General features: G+C 60.5%; 14 protein-coding genes and 4 pseudogenes. 7 read left to right on the plus strand and 11 right to left on the minus strand.

The genetic code is table 11. The features are described 5' to 3' along the window. Positions 1–28: 28 nt before the first annotated feature. The 4 genes and pseudogenes from K307_RS01550 to K307_RS45140 form a co-directional block, all read right to left on the minus strand. Positions 29–561, minus strand: a pseudogene (locus K307_RS01550) (cytochrome b/b6 domain-containing protein). A gap of 30 nt (positions 562–591) precedes the next feature. Then, positions 592–747 (minus strand): annotated as a pseudogene (locus K307_RS47250) (PepSY domain-containing protein); the annotation flags it as partial. Between the two features lie 3 nt (positions 748–750). After that, positions 751–1731 (minus strand): Bug family tripartite tricarboxylate transporter substrate binding protein, encoded by a 981-nt coding sequence (locus K307_RS01560; RefSeq protein ID WP_042875891.1) that lies wholly within the window; start codon positions 1729–1731, stop codon positions 751–753. A 982-nt stretch (positions 1732–2713) separates the two neighbouring features. Beyond that, positions 2714–2902, minus strand: coding sequence for a hypothetical protein (locus K307_RS45140; RefSeq protein WP_080744820.1), 189 nt, complete (start codon positions 2900–2902; stop codon positions 2714–2716). A gap of 327 nt (positions 2903–3229) precedes the next feature. On the opposite strand from K307_RS45140, the gene K307_RS01565 reads away from it, so the two are divergent. Next, on the plus strand, positions 3230–4054 hold the full coding sequence (locus K307_RS01565; protein ID WP_042875892.1) for a 3-keto-5-aminohexanoate cleavage protein: 825 nt from the start codon (positions 3230–3232) through the stop codon (positions 4052–4054). Positions 4055–4868: 814 nt separating this feature from the next. On the opposite strand, the gene K307_RS01570 is transcribed toward K307_RS01565, so the two are convergent. From K307_RS01570 to K307_RS01585, 4 genes are all read right to left on the minus strand, one after another. Beyond that, positions 4869–6683, minus strand: a complete 1815-nt coding sequence (locus K307_RS01570; RefSeq protein ID WP_042875894.1) for an L-lactate permease — start codon at positions 6681–6683, stop codon at positions 4869–4871. A gap of 1165 nt (positions 6684–7848) precedes the next feature. After that, entirely contained in the window at positions 7849–8382 is a 534-nt protein-coding gene (locus K307_RS01575) for a tautomerase family protein (protein WP_042875896.1), read from the minus strand. A 76-nt stretch (positions 8383–8458) separates the two neighbouring features. Further along, the gene (locus K307_RS01580) at positions 8459–8875 is read right to left on the minus strand and encodes an organic hydroperoxide resistance protein (RefSeq protein WP_042875897.1); all 417 of its coding nucleotides are present in this window, start codon (positions 8873–8875) and stop codon (positions 8459–8461) included. A 407-nt stretch (positions 8876–9282) separates the two neighbouring features. After that, positions 9283–9993 carry an SDR family NAD(P)-dependent oxidoreductase gene (locus tag K307_RS01585; RefSeq protein ID WP_042875898.1) on the minus strand — a complete coding sequence of 237 codons (711 nt, stop codon included), beginning with the start codon at positions 9991–9993 and terminating at the stop codon, positions 9283–9285. A gap of 509 nt (positions 9994–10502) precedes the next feature. Between K307_RS01585 and K307_RS48870 the strand changes: the two are divergent. Then, positions 10503–10625 (plus strand): annotated as a pseudogene (locus tag K307_RS48870) (SAM-dependent methyltransferase); the annotation flags it as partial. A 373-nt stretch (positions 10626–10998) separates the two neighbouring features. On the opposite strand, the pseudogene K307_RS01595 reads toward K307_RS48870, so the two are convergent. Continuing rightward, positions 10999–11624: pseudogene (locus K307_RS01595) on the minus strand (tyrosine-type recombinase/integrase). A gap of 276 nt (positions 11625–11900) precedes the next feature. On the opposite strand from K307_RS01595, the gene K307_RS01600 reads away from it, so the two are divergent. After that, on the plus strand, positions 11901–12122 hold the full coding sequence (locus K307_RS01600) for a hypothetical protein (protein WP_042875902.1): 222 nt from the start codon (positions 11901–11903) through the stop codon (positions 12120–12122). A gap of 197 nt (positions 12123–12319) precedes the next feature. Here the strand turns inward: K307_RS01600 and K307_RS01605 are convergent, their stop codons facing one another. Together K307_RS01605 and K307_RS48875 are read right to left on the minus strand one after the other, a co-directional pair. Continuing rightward, positions 12320–13429, minus strand: coding sequence for an aromatic ring-hydroxylating oxygenase subunit alpha (locus K307_RS01605; protein ID WP_042875903.1), 1110 nt, complete (start codon positions 13427–13429; stop codon positions 12320–12322). Positions 13430–13983: 554 nt separating this feature from the next. Further along, complete coding sequence (locus K307_RS48875) at positions 13984–14457, minus strand: hypothetical protein (RefSeq protein WP_230625404.1); 474 nt, start codon at positions 14455–14457, stop codon at positions 13984–13986. A 1047-nt stretch (positions 14458–15504) separates the two neighbouring features. On the opposite strand from K307_RS48875, the gene K307_RS01620 reads away from it, so the two are divergent. The 4 genes from K307_RS01620 (at position 15505) to K307_RS01635 (ending at position 21265) form a co-directional block, all read left to right on the plus strand. Next, positions 15505–16209, plus strand: a complete 705-nt coding sequence (locus tag K307_RS01620; RefSeq protein ID WP_051974566.1) for a glycoside hydrolase family 25 protein — start codon at positions 15505–15507, stop codon at positions 16207–16209. A gap of 182 nt (positions 16210–16391) precedes the next feature. Then, entirely contained in the window at positions 16392–17912 is a 1521-nt protein-coding gene (locus K307_RS01625; RefSeq protein ID WP_042875908.1) for a hypothetical protein, read from the plus strand. 805 nt (positions 17913–18717) lie between these two features. Further along, positions 18718–19800 carry a catalase gene (locus tag K307_RS01630; RefSeq protein ID WP_042875910.1) on the plus strand — a complete coding sequence of 361 codons (1083 nt, stop codon included), beginning with the start codon at positions 18718–18720 and terminating at the stop codon, positions 19798–19800. A gap of 457 nt (positions 19801–20257) precedes the next feature. Beyond that, complete coding sequence (locus K307_RS01635; RefSeq protein WP_042875913.1) at positions 20258–21265, plus strand: LacI family DNA-binding transcriptional regulator; 1008 nt, start codon at positions 20258–20260, stop codon at positions 21263–21265. The last annotated feature ends 84 nt before the right edge of the window (positions 21266–21349 follow it).

Raw genomic sequence — 21349 nt, forward strand, 5'->3', positions numbered from 1 at the left:
GGAGTCGCCAGGCAGCGGCAAGGCGCCTTCAGGAATCCATACGGGTTCGCTTATTGCCGGTAAGCATGGCGAGGACCAGGTTCTCACTGTGGGCAATGCTCATGGCGATCGCCGCGCTGACATGGAGCACGACCGGGGCTATCAGTGCGTCGGCAAGCCATGCGTGCAGGTCTTGCGGCCAGTCCTCGCCCCAGAAGCGGTCCAGCCGCGATCAACCCGTGAGCGCAGCAGGAGAATGAGCGCCCACAGCGCCAGCATCATCACATCGCCAAGAGGGGGGTGGCTCAGGTGGCGGGGAGGACGCCCCGCCACCATGGCCTTGACGTGACGGGCCAGGCCCGACCAGTTTGGAAGCCAATTGGCGAAGCCCGCGGGCCCGTTGCTGACGCATCCCCAGGCCAGCCGGAGCATCACCAGGCCCGCGGCGACATAGCCAAGGTTGCGATGCAGCGGGCCTCCGGAATCCTCATACAGGTCCCACACCACGATGGCTGCCACGCCCCAGTGAGTGAGGCGAACCACTAGGTCCCAGACGCGCACCGATTCCGGTCGTGCGGGCATGACAGGCATGTCGCAGGCACGGTGGCCCGGTTACTTCTCGATCTCCGCTTTTACGATATCGAGCGTCTTGGTGTCGAAATAGATTTCGGCCAGGTGCCATAGATTTCGTGGCAATTGCCGCACCTTGAACTTCTTGATGTTGTAGCCCTGCGCCATGATCTTGGCCTTGGCGTCGGTTTCCTTCATCCGCTAGTCCACCGTCGCGCCGGTATCTCTGACGATCTTCCCCAACCGTACCGTTTCCCCGCGAACCAAGGCGCCAAAAGCCTCTGGTGTGCCACCGACCGCTGGCGTTCCAAGCGCTTCCCAGCGCTTGCGGAACTCCGGATCGGCAAAGATCGCATTGATTGTGCGGTTGAGGCTGAGCACGACGTCGCGAGGTGTCGCAACTGGCACCGCAATGCCGTGCCATGCGACAAAATCGAACCCTGGCATGCCGGATTCCGCTAGCGTCGGAACATCGGGCAACGCCGGAACCCGGCCTTTGGTGGTAACGGCGAGAGGACGTAGCTTGCCGGCTTTGATATAAGGCAAAGAGCTGGCCAGGATGTCGAACATGACCGGCACCTGGGCTCCCAGCACGTCGTTCAAGGCAGGCCCCGCACCTTTGTACGAGATGTGCTGCATCTTTGTTGTGGCTGCCGTATTGAACAGTTCCCCGGCCAGGTGCTGGGGCGTTCCATTGCCGGCCGAGGCGAAGCTGTAGTCCCCCGGTTTGCTCTTGACGGAAGCAATGAAGGACTTCACGTCCTTCACAGAGGATGAGGGGTGAACTTCCAGCACCAGCGGGAACGCTGAAATCTGGATCACCGGAGCAAGATCCGCCTGTGGGTTAAAAGGCAGATTCCGGTAGAGCGTGGGATTCACAGCCATCGGCCCGCTTGCAGCGAGCAGGATCGTGTAGCCGTCGGGGGCAGCCTTGGCGACCACGTCCGTTCCGATGTTGCCGCCCGCACCGGCACGGTTCTCGACCACAACTGGTACGCCAAGTCGCGATTGCATGCTCGCCTGCAGCAGCCGCGCCATGAGGTCGGTCGGACCTCCGGGCGGATAGGGTACGACGAAGCGAATTGGCTTCGTTGGATAAGTCCCGGAGCTTGCCGCCGCGGCGCTCGCGCAGCCAGACGCGAGCAGCAGGCCAAAGCAGGCCAGTGTCAATTCTCTTTTCAAGAGTGTCTCCTCTTCCGCTCGCCTATGCCCCCTCCTTTCTCGGCTTGTGGTGTGCCATCGGAATCGTGTCGGAGTAAGCAGGCGAGGGCGAGTATAGAAGGCGGTAACCAATGCGTGTATTGGTATTTTTTGATCTATTGATCGGGATTTCAGATCAAACCGCGTGCACCCCGGAAATCCCTCCAGGGCCCCGGCGAGCATATCGAGCCCACGCTTCAAGTTGACTCCGCAAGTCCGCCAGTTATTGCGGAGGCAGGTGTGGAGTGGGTGGATCAGGGTAAGGTTGTCATCAAGATCCGATAGAAGGAGCTATGCCTGTTTGTTTCCTCGCAGATGTAGCGGTGCTTGCCCCCACGTCAGTCCACACTGCCGCGTCGGGCGACTGAAATGGGCACGCTCTCGTAGAAGGAAAAGAGACTGTGTGACTATGTCGTTGACGTGGAAAGTCAACCGTCCGTTGTCAGCGTGGAGCCGACTTTCAAACGTCCGCGTAGCAATCAAGTGGAAGGGCCACTCATGGCCGGGATCGGTCGCACGCCTGGCGACGGTGACTGGTTCGTTTTCGGCCGAGCCGGGCAATCACTTTCCGATTCTCCAACGGCTGAATCAATCAGATTGAGCGTCAGGATGTTGGATCCGGATGCCAGGGTTGTCGATGCGCACTTGGTGCTGGCCCTGCCACCATTTGATCCGCTGGCAATAGCCGCAAAAAGGTCCAAGTCCGCCCGGGTTCTCGGCACCTCAGCAAGGTCCCACTCCTCGCGTTGCGGAATCACCATGCCGCGTCGTGCCTTGCCGGGCCGTGAAGCGGGCGCAGCAATGGGTGGTTGTCCGCGCTCACAGTCGGCATGGTTTCTCAATAGCAGTAACTGTTACCAGGAGCAGCCTAATCGAACCACAATAGTGCGGTCGGGCGGCATACAGGAACAGGAACCGTCGGTCATCTGGTCTGCTGCGGCCGTGGTGATTGGCGCTTCACGGCCTACTTGCCGCTGCGCTTGCCGCCGATGCCGACCTTGCCGCGCCCGACCTTCCGATGCGGTACACAGGGGCGCAGCCTCTTTCTGGAGCTAGCCGTCAACGTGACGTGCTCCGCAGGGTAGCGGGTTGTTCTATGCAGCGCGACCTGGTAGGCGGGATGGCCCGGATCTATGCGCTTGATAGCTGACATGATTGGCACCTCCTCAAAGGATTCTGGTCCGAAAAGGTACGGCGATTATGCCGCCTTCCTGAACACGCCATGCGCTCGTTCTGGTGGATGCCGGCAATGGTCGGGCGTCGATCGGCGTGCGGCGTCGACAGCAATCGATACTCCCTCCGTATCATCGCAGACCCAATCAGTATTGGACGAAGCCAGCCAGCCGCCCATACGATGCATGCGCATTGTCGACCAATACGAACGAGGACAGCGCCAACCCAGCGCAGAGGTCGCCCTCTCGGTGACCCCGGAGGCACCAAAAAAATACCCCGTCCCCCCTACCTAATCTACTGAACAAGCATGAACAAGCCTTGCATCATTTCTGTTGCGATCACGGGATCACTGCCGTGCAAGAAAGACAATCCGGCTGTGCCGATCACGGTGAACGAGCAGGTGGAATCGACCCAGGCGGCATTCGAAGCCGGGGCGACCCTGGTTCATCTCCACGTACGCAACGATGACGAAACTCCCACGTCAAATCCCGATCGTTTCGCCCTGGTTCTGGAAGGCATTCGCAAGTACGCGCCGGGCATGATCACCCAGGTGTCCACCGGTGGTCGCTCTGGGGCCGGCAATGAGAGAGGTGCCATGCTATCCCTGCGGCCTGACATGGCATCCTTGGCAACCGGCTCGGTCAATTTCCCGACCCGGGTCTATGACAATCCGCCGGACCTGGTCGACTGGCTCGCCGCCGAAATGAAAGCCTACGGCATCAAGCCCGAAGTCGAGGCCTTTGACCTGTCGATGATCTTCCAGGCCGCAGCTATGCAGGCGGCGGGCGCGATCGTCGGTCCCCTGCACATCCAGTTTGTCATGGGCATCAAGAACGCAATGCCTGTCGATCGCGAAGTGCTTGAATTCTACGTTCGTACCCTCAAGCGCCTTTCGCCCGATGCTACCTGGACAGGCGCCGGCATCGGTCGCAATCAACTGACGATGGCTCGCTGGTCTCTCGAACTCGGGGGGCACTGCCGCACCGGGCTCGAGGACAATGTGCGGATGGACAAGAATACGCTCGCCCCGTCCAATGCCGCGCTTGTGCGCCAGGTTGCCGAGCTTTGTGAGGAGTATGGTCGCCCCGTCGCGACCGCAGCCCAGGCTCGCGAGATCCTGAATCTGAGCTGAACAGCATTCCCACATCGCTCACGACAACACCAACCCCAAGCCGTTCATCTGGACCAAGAGCGCGCGCGACATCCTACAGAAAGTCATTCGCGCCAACCGCCGATTAAGTTCCAAACAGAATGGAACGCTGCACTGGAAGAGGTTGCCGGCATCATTGGCTGCCTCGGCCTTCTTCGTGCGCGGCTACATCGGCGCCGGCTCGGCCTTCATCTGGTCCGCGGGCTGATCGCTGGTCGCAAATCGATGAGCAACAAAAAGCACCTGTTACAGGTGCTCGGCGCTTTCAGCCCTAGAGACGCGTCCGAACCGGGTCAGCGTTCCTGATCCGGTTCGGGCTTGCAGGTTGCAGGCCTGCCACGACCACGTTCCATCCAAGAAGGCATGATCGTCTCGCTGACCTACCTTCGCTTTGCTACAGCGTGTCTCAGTCAGCACTTAAATTATAGGGCAGCCGATGGTTGGGTCAACCCGAACCTGGCTTTGCCGCCGTGCGACCAGCGACATAGGGTGGCACAAATGAAAGAAAGCCCTGGCAAGGTAGCCAGGGCGTAAACGGGGAAGCGACATATCTTGGCGAGATGTAAGGTGCTGTATAAGTAGCTTACTCGCAGCAGGACTAGCAGACCTTGTGCTCTGTCGTCCGAAGGCGCCGTCGCGGCAGGTCTGCCAGTCGAGGCGTGCATGGGATAGCGACGCGAATTCGTTGAACTGCTCCTTACCGGTTGCTCACTGGCTCTTGCCGACCCGTGACCCAGACATTTGGCGTCCGGTAGTTGGCTGGCCGCTTCGATATACGAAGCGGCCAGCTTACGCTTCACTTGCCGACCGGCGGTATCGGAATGATCCCCGGGAAGACGTAGGCTTGCAGCAGCGCGATCAGGCCGATCAGCGCGGCGCCGGCGATGGAGTGCCAGAAAATCGTGCGGAAGATGGGCCCCAACGCGTGCGACCGCTCCGTTGGCTCGTCGTAGCATGCCGCACAGGCCACCATGATTGACTGCGCGTCGATCATCTTTCCCATCACGCCGCCGGTCGAGTTCGTGGCGACGATCAGTATCGGGTTCAGGTTGAGTTGTTGGGCAGTGATTCGCTGCAGGCTACCGAACAGGGCATTGGAAGCAGTGTCGGAGCCCGTCAGGAAGACGCCGAGCCAGCCCAGGTAGGCGGCAAAGAAGGGATATAGGTAGCCGGCCCCGGTGAACGCGAGGCCGAGCACCGCGTCAGTACCGGCGTACCGCGTCAGGAAGCCGAGCCCAAGGACTTGCGCGATCACCAGGACTGGAATCTTCATGCGCTGGAGGGTCTGGCCGAAGGCCGCTTTCCATTGCGCCGCACTCAGCCTGAGGACCAGGCCGGACAGGATGGCCGCGACGAACACGCCCGTCCCGGCGGCCGAGAGCCAGTTGATGGTGAACCTTGCCACCTCCGGTTTGGCATTGACCAGCGCCACCGGTGGCATCCGTTGCACCAGGTTGTGCAAGGCCGGCATGTCCCAGACCGGCAGCGAGAGCGTTCCTGAGAACGGTGAGCCGAGCAAGGTCGTGGAAAACGTGACCGAGGAGAACAGGTTGTTCAGATACTTCTTAAACTCCGGAATGCCCCAGATGGCGCAGCAAAGGATCAGGATCACCCAGGGCAGCCATGCGTAGACTGTCTCCCGGGTCGTGTACGGGTACTTCCACTCGGTACTGTCGACCGTGGCATTCGCGCTGGCCTCGCCGGCCGCAGCCAGCGCCTCTCGCTCGGCCCTGAGCAGGAAGCGTGTCTTCGGATGCCACAAAAAGCGCAGGAACAGCGCAGTGCAGGTGACCGAAAACACGCCGGAGACCACATCCGTCATCAGGTGGAACTCGTTGGTTCCTGACGCGAACCACTGCATGACGGCGAACGATGCCCCGGCGCACAGCGCCGCCGGCCACACCTCGAATGCTTCCTTCCAGGTGCCGCCTTCCATCTTCACGAACGTGGCAACAAGCCAGAACGGCACCAGGATCGAGACAAAGGGCAGTTGGCGGCCGGCCATTGCGGACAGCGTGACCTGGTCCAAGCCGCTCACCGCCGCCAGCGTGACGATCGGCGTGCCGATCGCTCCCCACGCGACCGGCGCGGTATTGGCCAGAAGATTCAGGACAGCGGACTGGAAGGGCTTGAATCCCAGGCCCACCATCACCGCGCCGGCGATCGCCACCGGCGTCCCGAAGCCCGAAGTCCCCTCGATGATCGCCCCGAATGAAAACGCGATCAGCACGCACTGCAACCGCCGATCGAACGAGATATGGATGATGGACTCCTTCACAATCTCGAACTTGCCCGTCACCACGGTCATCGTGTACAGGAACATCGCAGCCAGGACGATCCAAATGATGCCCAGGAAGCCGGACAGCGACCCGAGCGCAAAGGCCGACGCCGCCGAGGCAAGTGGCATCCTGAAAGCGATGCAGGAGACCAGGAAGGCGGCGATGACGCCATAGAACGCGGCATAGGGCGCGGAGATGCCGAGGTGCACGTTGCCTTGCGCATCGCGGTGCCGATGCAGGGCGATGAAGTACAAGAGCACAAGGATCGGGATCGCGGCCACCACTGTGGAAAGAAACACGTTCCCGAGCGGATCGTATGTCTGCTGGTACATGGTTTCCCTCGTCGGTTACCCCGTTCAAATGAATCGGCTGCTGCACATTCACTTGGCGAATTAGTATCCGGTACGCGAGTTGTTCTTAGGCGAAGAGCAGCGGGGTCCGCAAAAATTCTACTGCTGTATGTACAGGCCAGCAAACCAGAACGTGCGCCGGCTTCCCCGGCCCGATGTCACGACTGCGCGGCGACACCGTAAAGGACCGCCGGTCTTGCTGTTGTGCCGCACCCAGCAGATAGGCAAGAAATCATCATAAGCAACGTCCGAGATTTCACATTCGTTGCGTTCGCGCCCTTGCATCAGGGGCATTCCTCCGTCACAGGGGGTCTACCATTGCAGCTATCGCTTCCGTAGCGGCACAGACTTGACGGCTCGGGTATCGGCGGCGCCAGCGCTCGCAAATCGGGTGATCGAAATCGGTGCATAGGCCGAGATATAGATCTTCTCGTGCCGCATTGTCCGGTCAGCGCCCCCCTTCCGGCTGAGAGCGTCTTCCCCATTTCTGCAGGCATGCATGCAGAATGGGGTCGCTTCAGAAAGTACGATGACCCGATCAAGCCCGGTTCCAATACGCTCTCAATGACCTGTTAGCCGCAGGCCCAGCAGCAGCATGACGGAGACTGTCAGCAGCGGCGTTAGTGACTGCCAGAAGCACACCGGATTGCGTTCAAGAAGCGAGATCGGACGGCGACCTTGGGATTGACGTTCATAGGGCACCGTCAGTGGCAAGGATGAAAACTTCGCCGACTTCGGCTCGCCAGCCGGCGCTTCCCGACCCACTGCCGCCGGTCGCGCGGTCGGGCATTTAAGGGCAGCTAACGGAATGGTCCGGTCACTCACGCCGGCGTCTTGGGGACAGGAGTTCGGCCTTTGCGGACGTTGGAGTGTCGGCGAATGTGAGCCAGCTCGTAGGCGCTTTGCCGACATTCACACCGTTGCAGCCTCGAATGTGAGGTACCGTTGCGAGTGGACGAGTACCTGCGACCCAATTTGGCCGGTTGGCACGGGTGCGGCCCAAAGGCCGCTTTGGAGTGCCCAACCGACGCTCGAACGCCATCGGGCCGCTTTCGATCAAGTTCATACGGGTAGTGACAGGCTTCGTCTATCTGGCGGTCATCCTCCAGCTAGATCATCAGTGGACCCGTCGACCTGCGAGATCGCGCTAAGCGTTGTCGCTCGCCCGTTGGAATACATCGACAGTGGCCTCGAGCGTCATTCGTGCCTTTTCGCGCCGTCTGCGCGCGAGTCGCTCCGCGCCGGCGCTCCGTTCGGCCTCACCGGCAAGCAAAGCGTGAATGTCGGGGAGCGTATAGATGGCGCCACGACTGCCCCAGGTACCGTCCGGGATCTCCGTCGGGAAGACCCAGACGCGCGATGCGACCTCTTCGAACGGTCGGTTCTCGGCGCGGGCCACCGCTTCCGTGACTGCCTTAACCAGCGCTCTACGCGACTCGTCGGTGTATTGCCCTTCGGGCGCCGACGGAATGATCCGGTAGCGCGCTGCTTTCGAGCGTTCCCCACCGACGAATACCGCAGCAGGTCGATGGAGATTGAGAACGGATACGCTCTGTGCAATCGGATTGGCCGGATCGTACCCTTCCACTTTGATCAGAATGTCAGTCAATTCTTTGATCAGATGGGCTTCCGCCTCACGGGTCAAGGCATCTTCCGGCCAGAGTGCGTCGATCATTGGCATGGTGCTGCTCCTTTTCAGTGTTTTGGCCTGGCGGTTCGCAAGAGAGCTCTTCCACTCGTTCAGGCATGCATTCCGGTTAAATGAGCGCGATCATGACATCGATGTTGCCGCGCGTAGCCTTGGAATACGGACAGGTCTGATGTGCCCGGTCCACCAGCGCCTGAGCGACGTCACGCGGCAAGCCGGGAAGGCTCACGTTCAAACGCGCCTGGAGAAAGTAGGCGCCGTCAGTAGTCCCGAAATCAATTTCGGCATCGACACTCGTGTCGACCGGCAGCATGACGTTCAAGGCGCGTGCGGCCCCACTCATTGCGCCAATAAAGCATGCCGACCAGCCGGCGCCGAACAGTTGCTCGGGATTCGTCCCCGCGCCTGCGGAACCCGGTCGCGAAAGTTTGATGTCGAGGCGACCGTCCGAACTGCGCGCGGCCCCATCGCGGCCGCCCGTCGTATGGGTCTTGCCTGTGTACAGCACGTTTTCGATTCGAGTCATGATGGTTTGCTCCAGTCGATCAATGGAAGTATTAAAGTGCGCAGATTTATCCCGCGTGTGTCGGAAAGTGCCGGTTTTGTAATCTCGGGTATCAACTGGCACTGCGGATACAGTGCGCTACACGGCTGCGGCGCGTCAGATCCAGCGAATGCAACACCGGGCCGCGCGCCGTCATATCGAGTGTCAGAACAGATGTCGCACGCCTATCCACCTGACGCCGAACTGAACTGATCACCGCCCGGAATGCCCGTAGGCGTCGAATTTGGCTAAACCGAGCGTCGCGAGCCGATTGTTCGTCACACGGTCTACGAACGGATAGAGGGCGTCGCGCGTGATAGCGGATAGTAGGCATGTGAATCTCCGTGATACGGTGCGCGAATAGCGCCGTTGTAGGCGCCTCGGTAGGCTCAGTGGCCAGCGCTCTGGCCTCCGTCCACGTGCAGGATCTCGCCCGTGACGAACGGTGCGGAGTCGAGATACAACACGGCGTTGACGATGTCGCTCATCTCGCCCATATGGCCAACGGGATGCAGCGCGCCCAGCGCCTCATGCGTTTCTGGCGCGTGCATCGGCGACTTGATGGCGCCCGGCGAGACAGCGTTCGCGCGGATACCCGTCTTCGCGTATTCGATGGCGAGCGACCTGGTGGCCGCATTCAGGCCGCCTTTGGTCAGCGACGCGAGCACCGACGGCACGCCCGAGATTGCGTGGTCCACGAGGCTTGTCGTGATCTGCAACACATGGCCGCTCCCGTTCTTCTCCATCTCGGCGATCGCGAGCTGCGTGATATGGAAGAAGCCGTTCAGATTCACGTTCATCACGGCTGCGTAGTCCTCATCTGTGTATTGCGTGAAGGGCTTCGCGATGAAGATGCCCGCGTTATTGATCAGCGTATCGACGCGGCCGAAGCGCTCGACGGCTGCGGAGACGGCACGCTGTGCCACTTCTCGGTCGCCGATGTTGCCCGCGATCGTTACGATGTTCGGATCGTCGGAGGATTTGATCGAGCGTGCGACAGCGACGACGCGATAGTCGTGCTGACGGAAGCCCTTGACCAGTTCTGCGCCGATGCCTTGCGATGCGCCAGTGACGATAACGATTTTTTGCGAGTTGCTCATGATTGACCTCTAAGGTTGTCGGCATTTGCTGTCGGGGGTCCGCAGCGCCGTTGGATCGTCAATCTAGGCTTCCCCGACCCGCTTGCGTACACCCGGAATGGACAAACAGTTGTGATCGCCAGGAACAAATGCGGCTGGTGTGTCTGTGCACTTCAAGCGTGTCCGAATGCGGGGTGGATGTGTCCAGATGGTCTTTAACCGAAATTCAGTTGTGCGCGTGGCCACTCGAGCTGATGTCAGGCACCTTCGGCATCGGACATGTGGCGAACACGCTGTCGCTCGCCGAGAACATCGAGAATCCGGTCGACCCTGATTACCAACTCGCCCACCGCTCTGAAGCGCTTCGTCGCTGTCAAGAACTTCGTGACGCTGATCGGGGGACTTGCGGCATCGCGCGAGATACAGGCCGTCATCGGCCTGCTTCAGGCACATGGTTCGTTAATACCAGGCTCGCCTCTAATGGCTTCTGAGATGTTACTGGTGAACCGACTGGATATCGCTCGCCACACGAACGCCGTAGGGCGATACCGAACGTCAGCGCTCTCCTTTGCGACGGCGCCATGCTGGTCATGTCCTTGCGTCACGGCCCGGTTCCGGAAGGACGACGGATGTTCGACGTTTCGGCGGGAGAGAGAGAGAGAGAGAGAGAGAGAGAGAGAGAGAGAGAACTCAACTCGCAAATGCTCAGGGCTTGCGAGGAGAGCGGCCTCAGTGAACGTCTCTTTCCTGCTGAGGCGAAGGACAGCTTGGGGTCGCGAGTACGTATTCGCTTGCAGCGAGAGCTGTCATTTGCCACTGCCGACATCGGAATGTCGATAATGCAACCCGAAGCTGCCCTCAACAACGCCGACAGCCGAACGTCTGGAATGGCCGACAGGCACCACTTCCACGCTGCAAATTGAATGGCTGATTCCTGAGTGGAACCGACGCCTGAATGTCTGAGCGATGGTGCGAGCGAATGACGCTTCGTGGCCGACAAGCGACCGCTCGCCGGCGATCAGGTTCTCACACCTCCGTTTGCTCTGCCATTTCGAGCGCGTCGTCTACTTCAATGCCCAGATATCTAACCGTGCTTTCAAGTTTGGTGTGTCCCAGGAGCAACTGTACGGCGCGCAGATTCTTTGTGCGCCGGTAGAGTAACGACACCTTGGTGCGTCGCATCGAGTGCGTGCCGTACGCCGTATCATCTAGCCCGATGGAGGCAACCCAGCGATGCACGATTCGGGAGTACTGCCGGGTTGAGAGATGTGGGGACGAATGCAGCCGGCTTGGAAACAGGAAGTCGGTCGGCTTCAATCGACGAGCTTTGATCCAGGTTTCTACACATTCACGAGTTGGGCCCGTGATCTCGAACTTACCGGTCGCTGAGTCTTGTGCTGCAGCACAGTAGCCCGGGTAGCGACCTGGTTGCCATGACACACGTCTTGCACATGCAGGCGAGTGAAGTCGCACGCCCGCAGCTTGCTATCAATGGCAAGATTAAACATGGCGAGCTCGCGGACGTTCGAGGACATCTGCAGCCGAGTACGTATTGCCCAGATTTCACTGAGCTTCAACGGCGGCTTCTGTCCAGTGAGCTTGCCCTTGTTCCAGGGGATACGATTTCCGAGAGAGGAGTGCAGTGATTCCATGATGATCTCCTTTCTTGCGAAGGGAGCCAAAGTCTGCACTTCATCGGGTGGTCGCTGACCGACCCCATTTCGGTCATCCGTGGCTTCCCGAAAGCTGTCCCTGAAGTTCAGGAAAGCGGTCCCCTCGGCTTCCGACTGAAGGCGACCGCCGAGGTGCGCAGCCGCCAGCATGTCTTCGTTGATTTTTAACCGTCAGCAGTGTCGGCTTGCGCACAGACCGCCTGCCGCACGCGCCGCAAACTACTTCGAATCTGTCCAACCCGCCAGGAGGCACAGATGAAACAAGTATCACTGACCATTCCAGAAATTGGATTGATTGCCGGAACACGGGCGGCAGGCGCTGCGGGCCTCGCACTGTTGCTCAGCGACCGAATGAATCCGGAACAACGCCGCGCCATCGGCTGGACGCTGCTCGCTGTAGGGGTCATCACCACAGTGCCGTTGGTCGCGCAAGTGTTTGGGAAACGTCAGCCATACAAGAGCCCCGACGAGAAGTGAAGTAATGGTGCGAGGGCCAGAGCCAAAAATTGACGGGCTTGACGACCGACCGGTGCTGGCTGGCAAGCGACCTCCGCCAGTTGCGAGCCGATTGGATCTTCCCGACCCGTTATAGCCGTTGCGAGTACCGGCAGGTGAACGGCCGCTTCCAAAGTACAACCGCCATCTCGACACCCTAGTCCCCGTTGGCCTCGCCGTCAGGCCGTGTCGCCCACCTCGCGGATCGGGATCGTGGCGCGGCCGCCGCAGTTGCGCAGCACGTCTCGCAATTCGATGATGACCGGAAATACCTCGTGGTTCCAGTCGGCTCCCTGCTTGTCGTGGGCCTCTTGCTCGCGCTCGACGATCCAGCGGTCCTCCCTGAAGATGCGTTCTGTGAACCAGACCAGCAGCGGCCATGCCAGGTCCAGTGCAAACGGAATGCCGGGCTTGCGGATGGAAAGCAGGCCAAACGTCCGGTTGGTGCGCTGCGCCGCATCCAGCGGCACGTAGACGATCCACAGGTCCATCACTAACGTGCCGTCGCCCGAGCGGATCTGGAGGGTCTGGTACGGATATCCGGTGCGCACCGTCATCACGTCCTTGTCGTCCCGGTCGCCGTTCTTCTTGGTGGCGCCAAACACCAGCGCCTCGCCCACAGGCTGCTTGCCTTCCATGCGCGCGAACGTGTAGTCCACTTCCACCCAGTCCTTGCCGCGACGGCGGCCCAGCGAGCGCGCGCGCATCTGCCCCATCTGCCGCCGGTGTAGGAACTGGTGGTTCATGTCCATCAGGTTCTCGTGCATGAAGGAGTAGTGGCACTTGACCTCGCGGCCAAAGCGACGCGTCTTGTACGCCTTGTCCGTCACCGATGGCAGAGCGGGCAGCGGCCGCTCCTTGGCAAGCGCCACATCGCCAGGAAAGACAAAGATGAGGCCGTGCACCTCGCGGCAGGGATAGGCACGCACGCCGTTGGGCAGGCGCTCACGCCCGAGGTATGGCACATCGACGCAGCGGCCGGTGCAGTCATAAGTCCAGCCGTGATAGCCGCAGCGGATGGACTCGCCTTCCACCACGCCCGCGTGCAGTGGCACCTGCCGGTGTGCGCAACGATCTTCCAGTGCGAATATCGTACCGGACTCGGTACGAACCAGCACGATCGGATCGCCGGCAAAATGCACCCCGAGGGCTTTGCCCCGCTTGACCTCATTCGACCAGGCCAGCGGAAACCAGTGATCGGGATGGATGGGCACACGGCGCAGGTCGCGCACGGGCGCGTTTGCGTGCGGGTCGATGGCACTGCTATCCGGCAAAGGCATTGCATGCATGCGTGACGCCTCCTCGCATAACGGGAGCTTCGACCGTCGCCACAAGCCGACCAATTAGCGAACGGGGGATCTGGCGCAGTTTACGCGAAGTCTGCCGAACTCACCGAATCCCGTTCTTTCTATGGTGTGCTTGGAAGGCTGAAGGTCATGGCCACCTTCGGTCAATCGACCCCGCATTCTAGTAGGGCTGGTATGGCCGACACCGTGACGGGGTATTGAGGCGGCGAGCGTCCGGTGCCTGGTACGGAGCCGACGCTCAACTGTCCGCGCTATAGCGCCGGGCAACGGCCGAAACTGGCCGGGAAGCGCCCGATCGCATGAGCGACCCTGGGGAGGGGCAGCCAAGAATTCGATCGCCTTGTCGCCCATAAGCGCTTAGACGTCGCAGGCAGCCGCGGGCGTCATGGCGGGCGGGTCGAACGCAATGCCTGCGAGGTGAAGCCGCGCGAAGATGTCCCCCATCTCGAAGTCCCAGTTCGCTGGCATGGTGTCTTTCAACCCCAAGCCGCCACAGGCGGGACCGTTGTCGAGGTATGTGCATTCTGCTTCGGTAATCATAACGATGACCAAAAATGGCCGGATGTCCTGCGCCACTCTTCAACTGAGGCGCCTTGTGCAAATCTGGCGATGCATCGGTCCCGCAGGAAGGCGCATGGCACGACGTGCTCAGGGTGCTTGCCGCCGTTCCTTCCATAACCTGTCGGCACTTGCTCTGCTGCTAGGTAGTATTCGAAGCACCGGGAGTGCGCACCCTCGCTGGCGAGACGCGTTTGCTGCAGGTACCGCACAAGGCGAACGAAGGAGCGCTGGATGATGATCTCGGCGTCGCTGACGGCCTGGAAGGGCCTGGCCGCGTTGGCGCAGAGGATAGCCAGATCGGCCTCCATGGCCGCGTCGAAGGCGGGCGCGGCATCCTTTAGTGCCAGCCACTTGGCCAGCTCGGCGGCCAGGCGCAGCAGGTGCCAGCCGTCGGCAAGATCCGGCTGCATGCCGAACACGAGCAATGCCGGAGCCGGCAGGGCGCGCATTGCGTGCCGCCAGGGCGTCCGGCTCTACCAGTTCCACCCGGGCAATGCCCGGCATTCCGCTGAGCAGGTGCATGACACCGTGCCGCTACCGGCATGTCGTCGATCACCACGGCATGCGCCTCGCGGCCGCTCCACGGTTCGTCCAGCTCATCCTTGTTTCCTCCGGTTTACCGGCGTTGGCTTCGTGGCCAGCGTCTGGCACTAGAACCAGCAAGGGGAATGCCAGCGATGGCAAGGCAGCCTCGTGCCATCGTGTGCAAGCGCGGGAGCCAGGCCTGGCGCGGGTTTCCAGGCGGTTGCCGCAAACATGGCTGCCTTTGCGGACTACCGGCGGCCGCGGGAAGGTGTTACGTGTAACGTAACGTGTTACACGATTGACCCCGGCGGGAACTCACGCTTGATGGAAATCACAGAATAATCGACTTGGACCCGGCGCTCGAACCGCATTACGGCCAGTATCGGTCTTGAGGGGACGGATCCCTGGTAGCCGCGTCGCGGGGCATGTAGCGTTACAGAACGCCCCGTGCCAGAACGACGCAAAGGCTGAGGCGGCGAGGAAGTCCATTGGCCGACGAGACTTGGAGTATCGTGCCGAACCGTCTTCATTCTTTGAACGGAATGGTCAGGCGAGGCTCACCTCGAGCATCGTGTGCCCGTCGCTGCGCCAGTCCTACCAGGTTGCAGGAGAGCCATCAGCCGGCCCAGCGCGGCGATCCCCGTCTTTCCGGAACCTTCAACATTGGAATGAAGCGCTTTTCTTTAACTGTATTGCAGCTCCGATATGCCTTGTCGCTTTTATCAGCATTCAATTTCTTGCAACACGAACTCATCCACCTGGCTGAGATGATCCGCCGGATTGTTCTCTATTCTTCAGGGTAGTCTGCCGAGCATTTGGTGCGGCCAGGAACCGGGGTTGATGGTTGGGAGAATCCGCCTGTGCCTATGCGCCCGTGTCCTGGAGATCTCGCAGCATTCTTCAGATCCCGCCACAGTTGATAGGCGATGGCTTCGACGTGATTCAAAGGCCATTCGAATTGGGAGGTTCCGATGCCAGACACTCTAGTCGGAACGATCGATGTCATCATCGACGTCAACCACGATAACCGTTTCGACGCAGTCAAGGCATTCAATGCCGGTGTCAGGGCGGTCATCCACAAGGCCAGCGAGGGCGCGACCTTCCAGGATCCCAAATACAGGAAGCGGCGAGATCAGGCACTGGCTGCGGGATTGCTGTGGGGCGCGTACCACTTCTCCAGCTCTCGACCCGCCACCAAGCAGGCAGACAATTTCCTAGCCGCCGCGCAGTGGGGAGATCCAGCGGTGGACAATTCCAGGACGCTCTTCTGCCTTGATTTCGAACCCAGCTCAAGTGGACCTGACATGACGCTGGATCAGGCCCACGAATTCGTCACCAGGGTAAAAGAGCAGACTGGCCGCTGGCCCATGATCTACGGTGGCAACATGCTCCGCGATGCCGTGCAGACCCACGGTGCCGACCCCATCCTCAAGAATTGTCCTCTTTGGTATGCCCGGTACAGGACTCAGCCGGTCGGGATCCCTATAGAGACCTGGCCACGATTTATCCTTTGGCAATACACGGACGGCAACGCTGGGCCATCGCCGCACGCGTTTCCGGGGCTGGATCCAACCGATCGAGACTGCTTTGCCGGAACGGTAACCCAATTGGAGACGGAATGGCCGTTCCCTGACTATTTCAAGACAGCGCCAGCGTCGACCGATCAGAACGCGTAGGAGTGAGAGCTTTCCTTACTTCATTTGGAGCATATTGATTGCCGTCATGCTTCCGCATGGCTTCCTTGGGCCTGGCCAGCGCCCCACGGCGCTCGCGCGCACGAATACAGTGTGGGCCGCAACTTTGCGATGCGGCCCTCAGCCCAAGACCAGTCAGGAAACGTATCAAGGGGAGAAGGGCCATGTGCGATTCATACCTCGCAAGCGCTTTGCTGGCGCTTGTGACGTTATTGCTCTGCGGATGTGCGCCGAACTATGCCTATCGGACTCATCTCGTCTCTGTCGACGAAGTGCACTGTCCGCTCACCAAGGTTAAGGCTCAGGATGACGCGCGTGCGGTGAAGGACTGCGAGCAAGTTACGCCGGAAGTGGCGCAAGGCGCTTATGAACTCCATTTCGTTGAATTTGACGATCAGGGTTGGCTCTATCCAGACAAGCTCGCAGCCGGAGACGAGCTTGCAGCCAGTCCCTCGGGCCAGATTGATCATTTGATGAACCGACTGAGGCAACTTCTTGACCAGAATGACGACCTGAGCCTCATTGTGTTTGTGCACGGTTGGAAGCACAACGCGCAGTCGGACGACTATAACGTGCGGGACTTTCGCGCCTTGCTCCAGGCGGCTGGCGCAGAGGAACGCGACAGGGCCGGGCGAGACGGCACACCGAGGAAGGTGGTGGGCGTCTATGTCGCATGGAGGGGCAGGTCGTGGGTACTGCCCGACCCGGTGCTGAGCCTGTCGTTCTGGGCGCGCAAGGAAGCAGCGCGCCGTGTCTCGATAGGGTCGGCGCGGGAGCTGTTCGCGCGGTTGCGGGCCATCCGGCATCACTACAACAACGCGTCAGCGCCCGGCGTGGTCACTACGGGTGCGGTCTCCGAGCAAACGTCCAGGCGTCCGCGCATTCGCACTTTGATGATCGGTCATAGCTTTGGCGGGCTGATTCTTTACGCTGCCATGTCCGGTCCGCTGATCGAGGCGCTGGCCGCGCAACAAGATCTGCATGGATTCAAGGAGGGGCATGAGCTGGCGGAAAGACCTGCAGACATGATCTTGCTGATCAATCCGGCCTTCGAGGCATCCCGTTATGAAGCGCTCTATCGCGTGTCGAGCCGGTATCGACCAATACGGTTCCAGCCACCGCTACTCGTGTCGGTTACCTCGACCAAGGACTGGGCAACTGGCATCGCCTTCCCGGTGGGACGGTCAGTGAATACGCTCTTCGAGCATGAGGCTTCCAGCGAAGAAGGAACCGCCATGAAGAAGACGCCTGGACACATACAGCACTATCTGACGCACCGGCTTTACGCTCATGCGCCAGGCATGGCGTCCGACGCGAGAACCGCAGTTCAAGACGGCGATGCCCGTTGCCAGAACTGGAAGTCAGAGGAGGAGTTGCATGGACTGCACGATGCAGCTTTGGCAGAGGCGGTGCATCTCAACAAGAAGATTGAGGCAGAGAACTCGACTGAGTTCTTCAGCCAAAACTTGACGCAGGACCATCTACTCAACTCAAAGTGGGCCCGTACCTTCTGCGGCGGCAGCTATCTGACGCCTGTCGGAGACAACGGCATAGACAATGCGAACGCCATCGTATGGAACGTTGAAGCCGACGGCGAAATCATCAAGAACCATGACGATGTGATGAACCCCGCCTTTCGGGCTTTCATGCGTCAGCTCTATGGGGATGTCTCGATGCATCCTTGACGCTCCTGGCAGGGCGGCGGCAGGTTGTTACGCCGAGCGATACAGGCGTTAGCGGAAGGGCGCGATCCGGGCGATCTCACGACAATCGATGACATCTGCGCGCTGGAACAGGTGCGTTCGGCGATAGCCGGATAACCTTGGGCAGGGCGAGGGTGATTTCCGCAGCGTGTCGCGACAGCCCGCGTCCTTGGCGTCGCGCCATACTATTCTCCGGCTTTTTGGTGGCTGTCTTGCTCGGGACAAGGGTTCTAGCTTGCTCAGGGAAGTTCTTGTGGCAGCACGCATTTCCGCATGCTTGGATCGTGAATGTCTGCTGTTTGAATAGAACTGATGTCTGAAAGTCTCTGTGGCGCGCGGACGAAGGGCTGGAAATGGCCGGCAAGCGACGTAGGCCAGCGCTCGCCGGTCGTCGCTTCCCGACCCCCGAAGCGGTCTCCGGATTCGCCGTCTAATCAATGGCCGTTTCCGAGGTCAACTGGTCTTCCGATTGCGCGATCTTGTACCGGATTGCCAGCATTGGCGGTCGCTTGCGGTCGGCTCGAGTTGTCGCCTGCGAACGGCACCTCACCGGCCGCCAGGGGATGCACGATTTCAGCGCTTGCGGGGCAGCGCGAGAGCGCGTATCAATGTAGACGTAAGGATGCCTCGGCCGCACGGTATTCGTTCTCAGTTGTATTATTGACTGCCTCGTTAAGACTTCATTCGAACCGCTGGCCGGCGAGGCGATGCATGACTGGGGAGGCCGGCCGGTTGCGACAGGCACCGAGCCGGATGCGTAGTGTAACGAACCAGATCGGAGGCAGCCGTGGCGAACGAAACGACAGTCGGTGCAGCAGGGCAACACGTAGGCTCCGGCACCGGATGGGAAGACCACCCGGACACGCCGGACATCCTAGCCACCCTAATCGGAAAGATCAGGGCACAACAGGAATCGATCGCGTCGAGCAGCCGGACGGGCTTGAGCGGGCGTATCGACAGGGGACAGCATCAAAAGCAGGTGATGGGCGCGTTCGGCACGCTGCGCATCTTCGACACGGTGCCGCCCGCGCTTGCGTCGGGTCCCTTCGCGAAACGCGGCGCTTCGGATGCGCCGCTCCTCTACCGCGTGGCGTGCCGCTTTTCGAACGGGCAGCCCTGTCCTTTCGCGGACACGGAGGCGGACTTGCGCGGCGTTGCCGTCAAGTTCTTCACGGTTGAGGGCACTGAGACCGATTTGCTCGTGACGAACGAAGGCGGTCGATCGCATGCCCGGGATGCAAAGAGCTTCATGGAGATCGCCGATGTGCTCGTCTCCCATATCGAGGGCGGACTTGCGGGATTGGTCGGAAAAGCGACGGCTGACGTGTTCGGGCGCAAGCTCGGACCTGTCGAGGCGGCGCGCTCCTTTGGCATCCTGTTCGAAGCGACGAAGTTGCACACGGTGGCGAGCCTCACGACGGAGAAGTTCTGGGGCTCGGTGGTGAAGTGTAACGATGCAGCCTTCAAGTACTCGCTGCAGCCGTGTCCCGACACCGTGCCCGGCACCGATGACGATCGTCATGGCGAGCAGTATCTGCGCAACGATCTGCTCAATCGCCTGAGCAAGGGCGCGCTGAAGTGGCAACTGGTGGTGCAGCTCTTCACCGACGAGAAGCATACGCCGGTGAACGACGCTTCGATCGTTTGGGAGGCTCCGACAGTCGTGATCGGCGAGCTCGAGATTTCGTCGGCGCCTTCAGCCGAAGACGAGGCCGCCGTCAATCAGATGGCGTTCAATCCGGGCAACGGGTTCGAGCCGCTCGGCATAACGCATGCACGCAGGGTGGTCTATGCGGCAAGCGCGGCCAACCGCGGGGACCGGGGCCTGCTGTCGAGTGCGGAGGCGCGCGCCCGGATCGAGCGTGCCTAGTATGGCCGAGGAGGCGAAGAGCATGATCGTCCCGCGAAGTTCCGTTACCTGAGCGGAGCCGACATTCGAATGTTCGCGTGAGAGTGTGGTCGAACGGCCGTAGCTGGCCGGCAAGCGACCTACGGCAGCCGCTCACCGGTCGTCGCTTTACGACCCTTTATAGATCGTTCGGCGGCTTTGGTTCGAGACGCCGAGCTGGCCGAAACGCGGACTCTTGCTTCACGACGAAAGTGGGCTCCGCGTCGGTGGAGAATGAGATTGAATTCCTTCGTAATGAGACACTGCAAGGCTGCTCTTCCCTCCACTCAATACGCCCTTTGGCAAGGTCGTCATGCACGCTAACTCGGCCTGAAGTGCCGGTCTTCCATGGGGGCACCGGCCGCCACAGCCCATTCAGAAGTGTTCGTTTAGAATTGGGGCGCATCCCCTACAACGCGCCGCTGATTCTGACAGCACCATGAGCAAGAGGCTTACCAGTATCGACATTGCCCGCCTGGCCGGAGTGTCCCAGACCACCGTTTCCCGTGTTCTTCAAGATCTGCCGTCAGTAAAACCGGAAACAAGGGCTCGGGTTCTCAAGGTCATACAGGATCATGAATACTCCCCCAGTGCCGCAGCTCGCCAGATGAAAACCAGGCGCAGTGGCACGGTTGCTGTCGTCGTCGCAAGCCTCTCGAATCCGCTCTACCCGTTGCTGCTTCAGCTATTGGTGGAGCGCCTCGCGAGCCACGGCTTCCGAACGACGGTCTGGGAACTGGACGGCGTGATGGACGATGCAACAGTGCGCGCGCTGGCGGAGAGTGCGACGGACGGCGTGATTTTTGCCGCCGCGCTCGATGAATCCAGGGAGCTGCTGACCAGGGTGGCGGCAGAGAAGCCGATCATTCTGATCAACCGATCCGTCGGAACCAACCTTTTCGATACGATCGTCAGCGACAACTACGCCGGCGGCAGACGCGTCGCGGAGTATTTCCTGAGCGCGGGCCGCAAGCATATTGGATTGATTTCCGCAAAATCGAGCAAGAGTTCGAGAGCAAGCACGATTCGCGAACGCGAAAGGGGGTTCATGGAAGGGCTCGGGGATGTGGCACTTGGCCCGGCTTTCACTCGTGCTGACGCGGCGGACTTCGGCTATGAATTCGGTTTCCGCGCCATGCAGACGTTGCTAACCGACAGCCCCGAAGTTGACAGCGTCTTCTGCACCAATGACATCGTCGCAATCGGCGCACTAGATGCCGCAAAGCGCTGCGGGCGTTCGGTGCCCGATGACATGTGGATCGTGGGCTATGACGATATTCCGATGGCCAGATGGGAATGTATTGGCCTGAGCACCGTTCAGCAACCGCTGCCGGCGATGGTGGAGCAGGTCGTTGAGCGGCTTGAGCGCCGCATGGCCGACCCCATGCTGACTCCGCATACGTTCGTGCTCCCGAATGATCTCGTGCTGCGTCGCACAACATCTTGAGGTTGAACCCGCAAAGAATGCGCATATAATGACTACGTAACCATTTCGTGCTGATGCGGTTCGGCCTGCGTGAGTGTGCCCACC

Origin of the sequence: Cupriavidus necator A5-1, assembly GCF_000744095.1 — a bacterium.
Lineage (GTDB): Bacteria > Pseudomonadota > Gammaproteobacteria > Burkholderiales > Burkholderiaceae > Cupriavidus > Cupriavidus necator_A.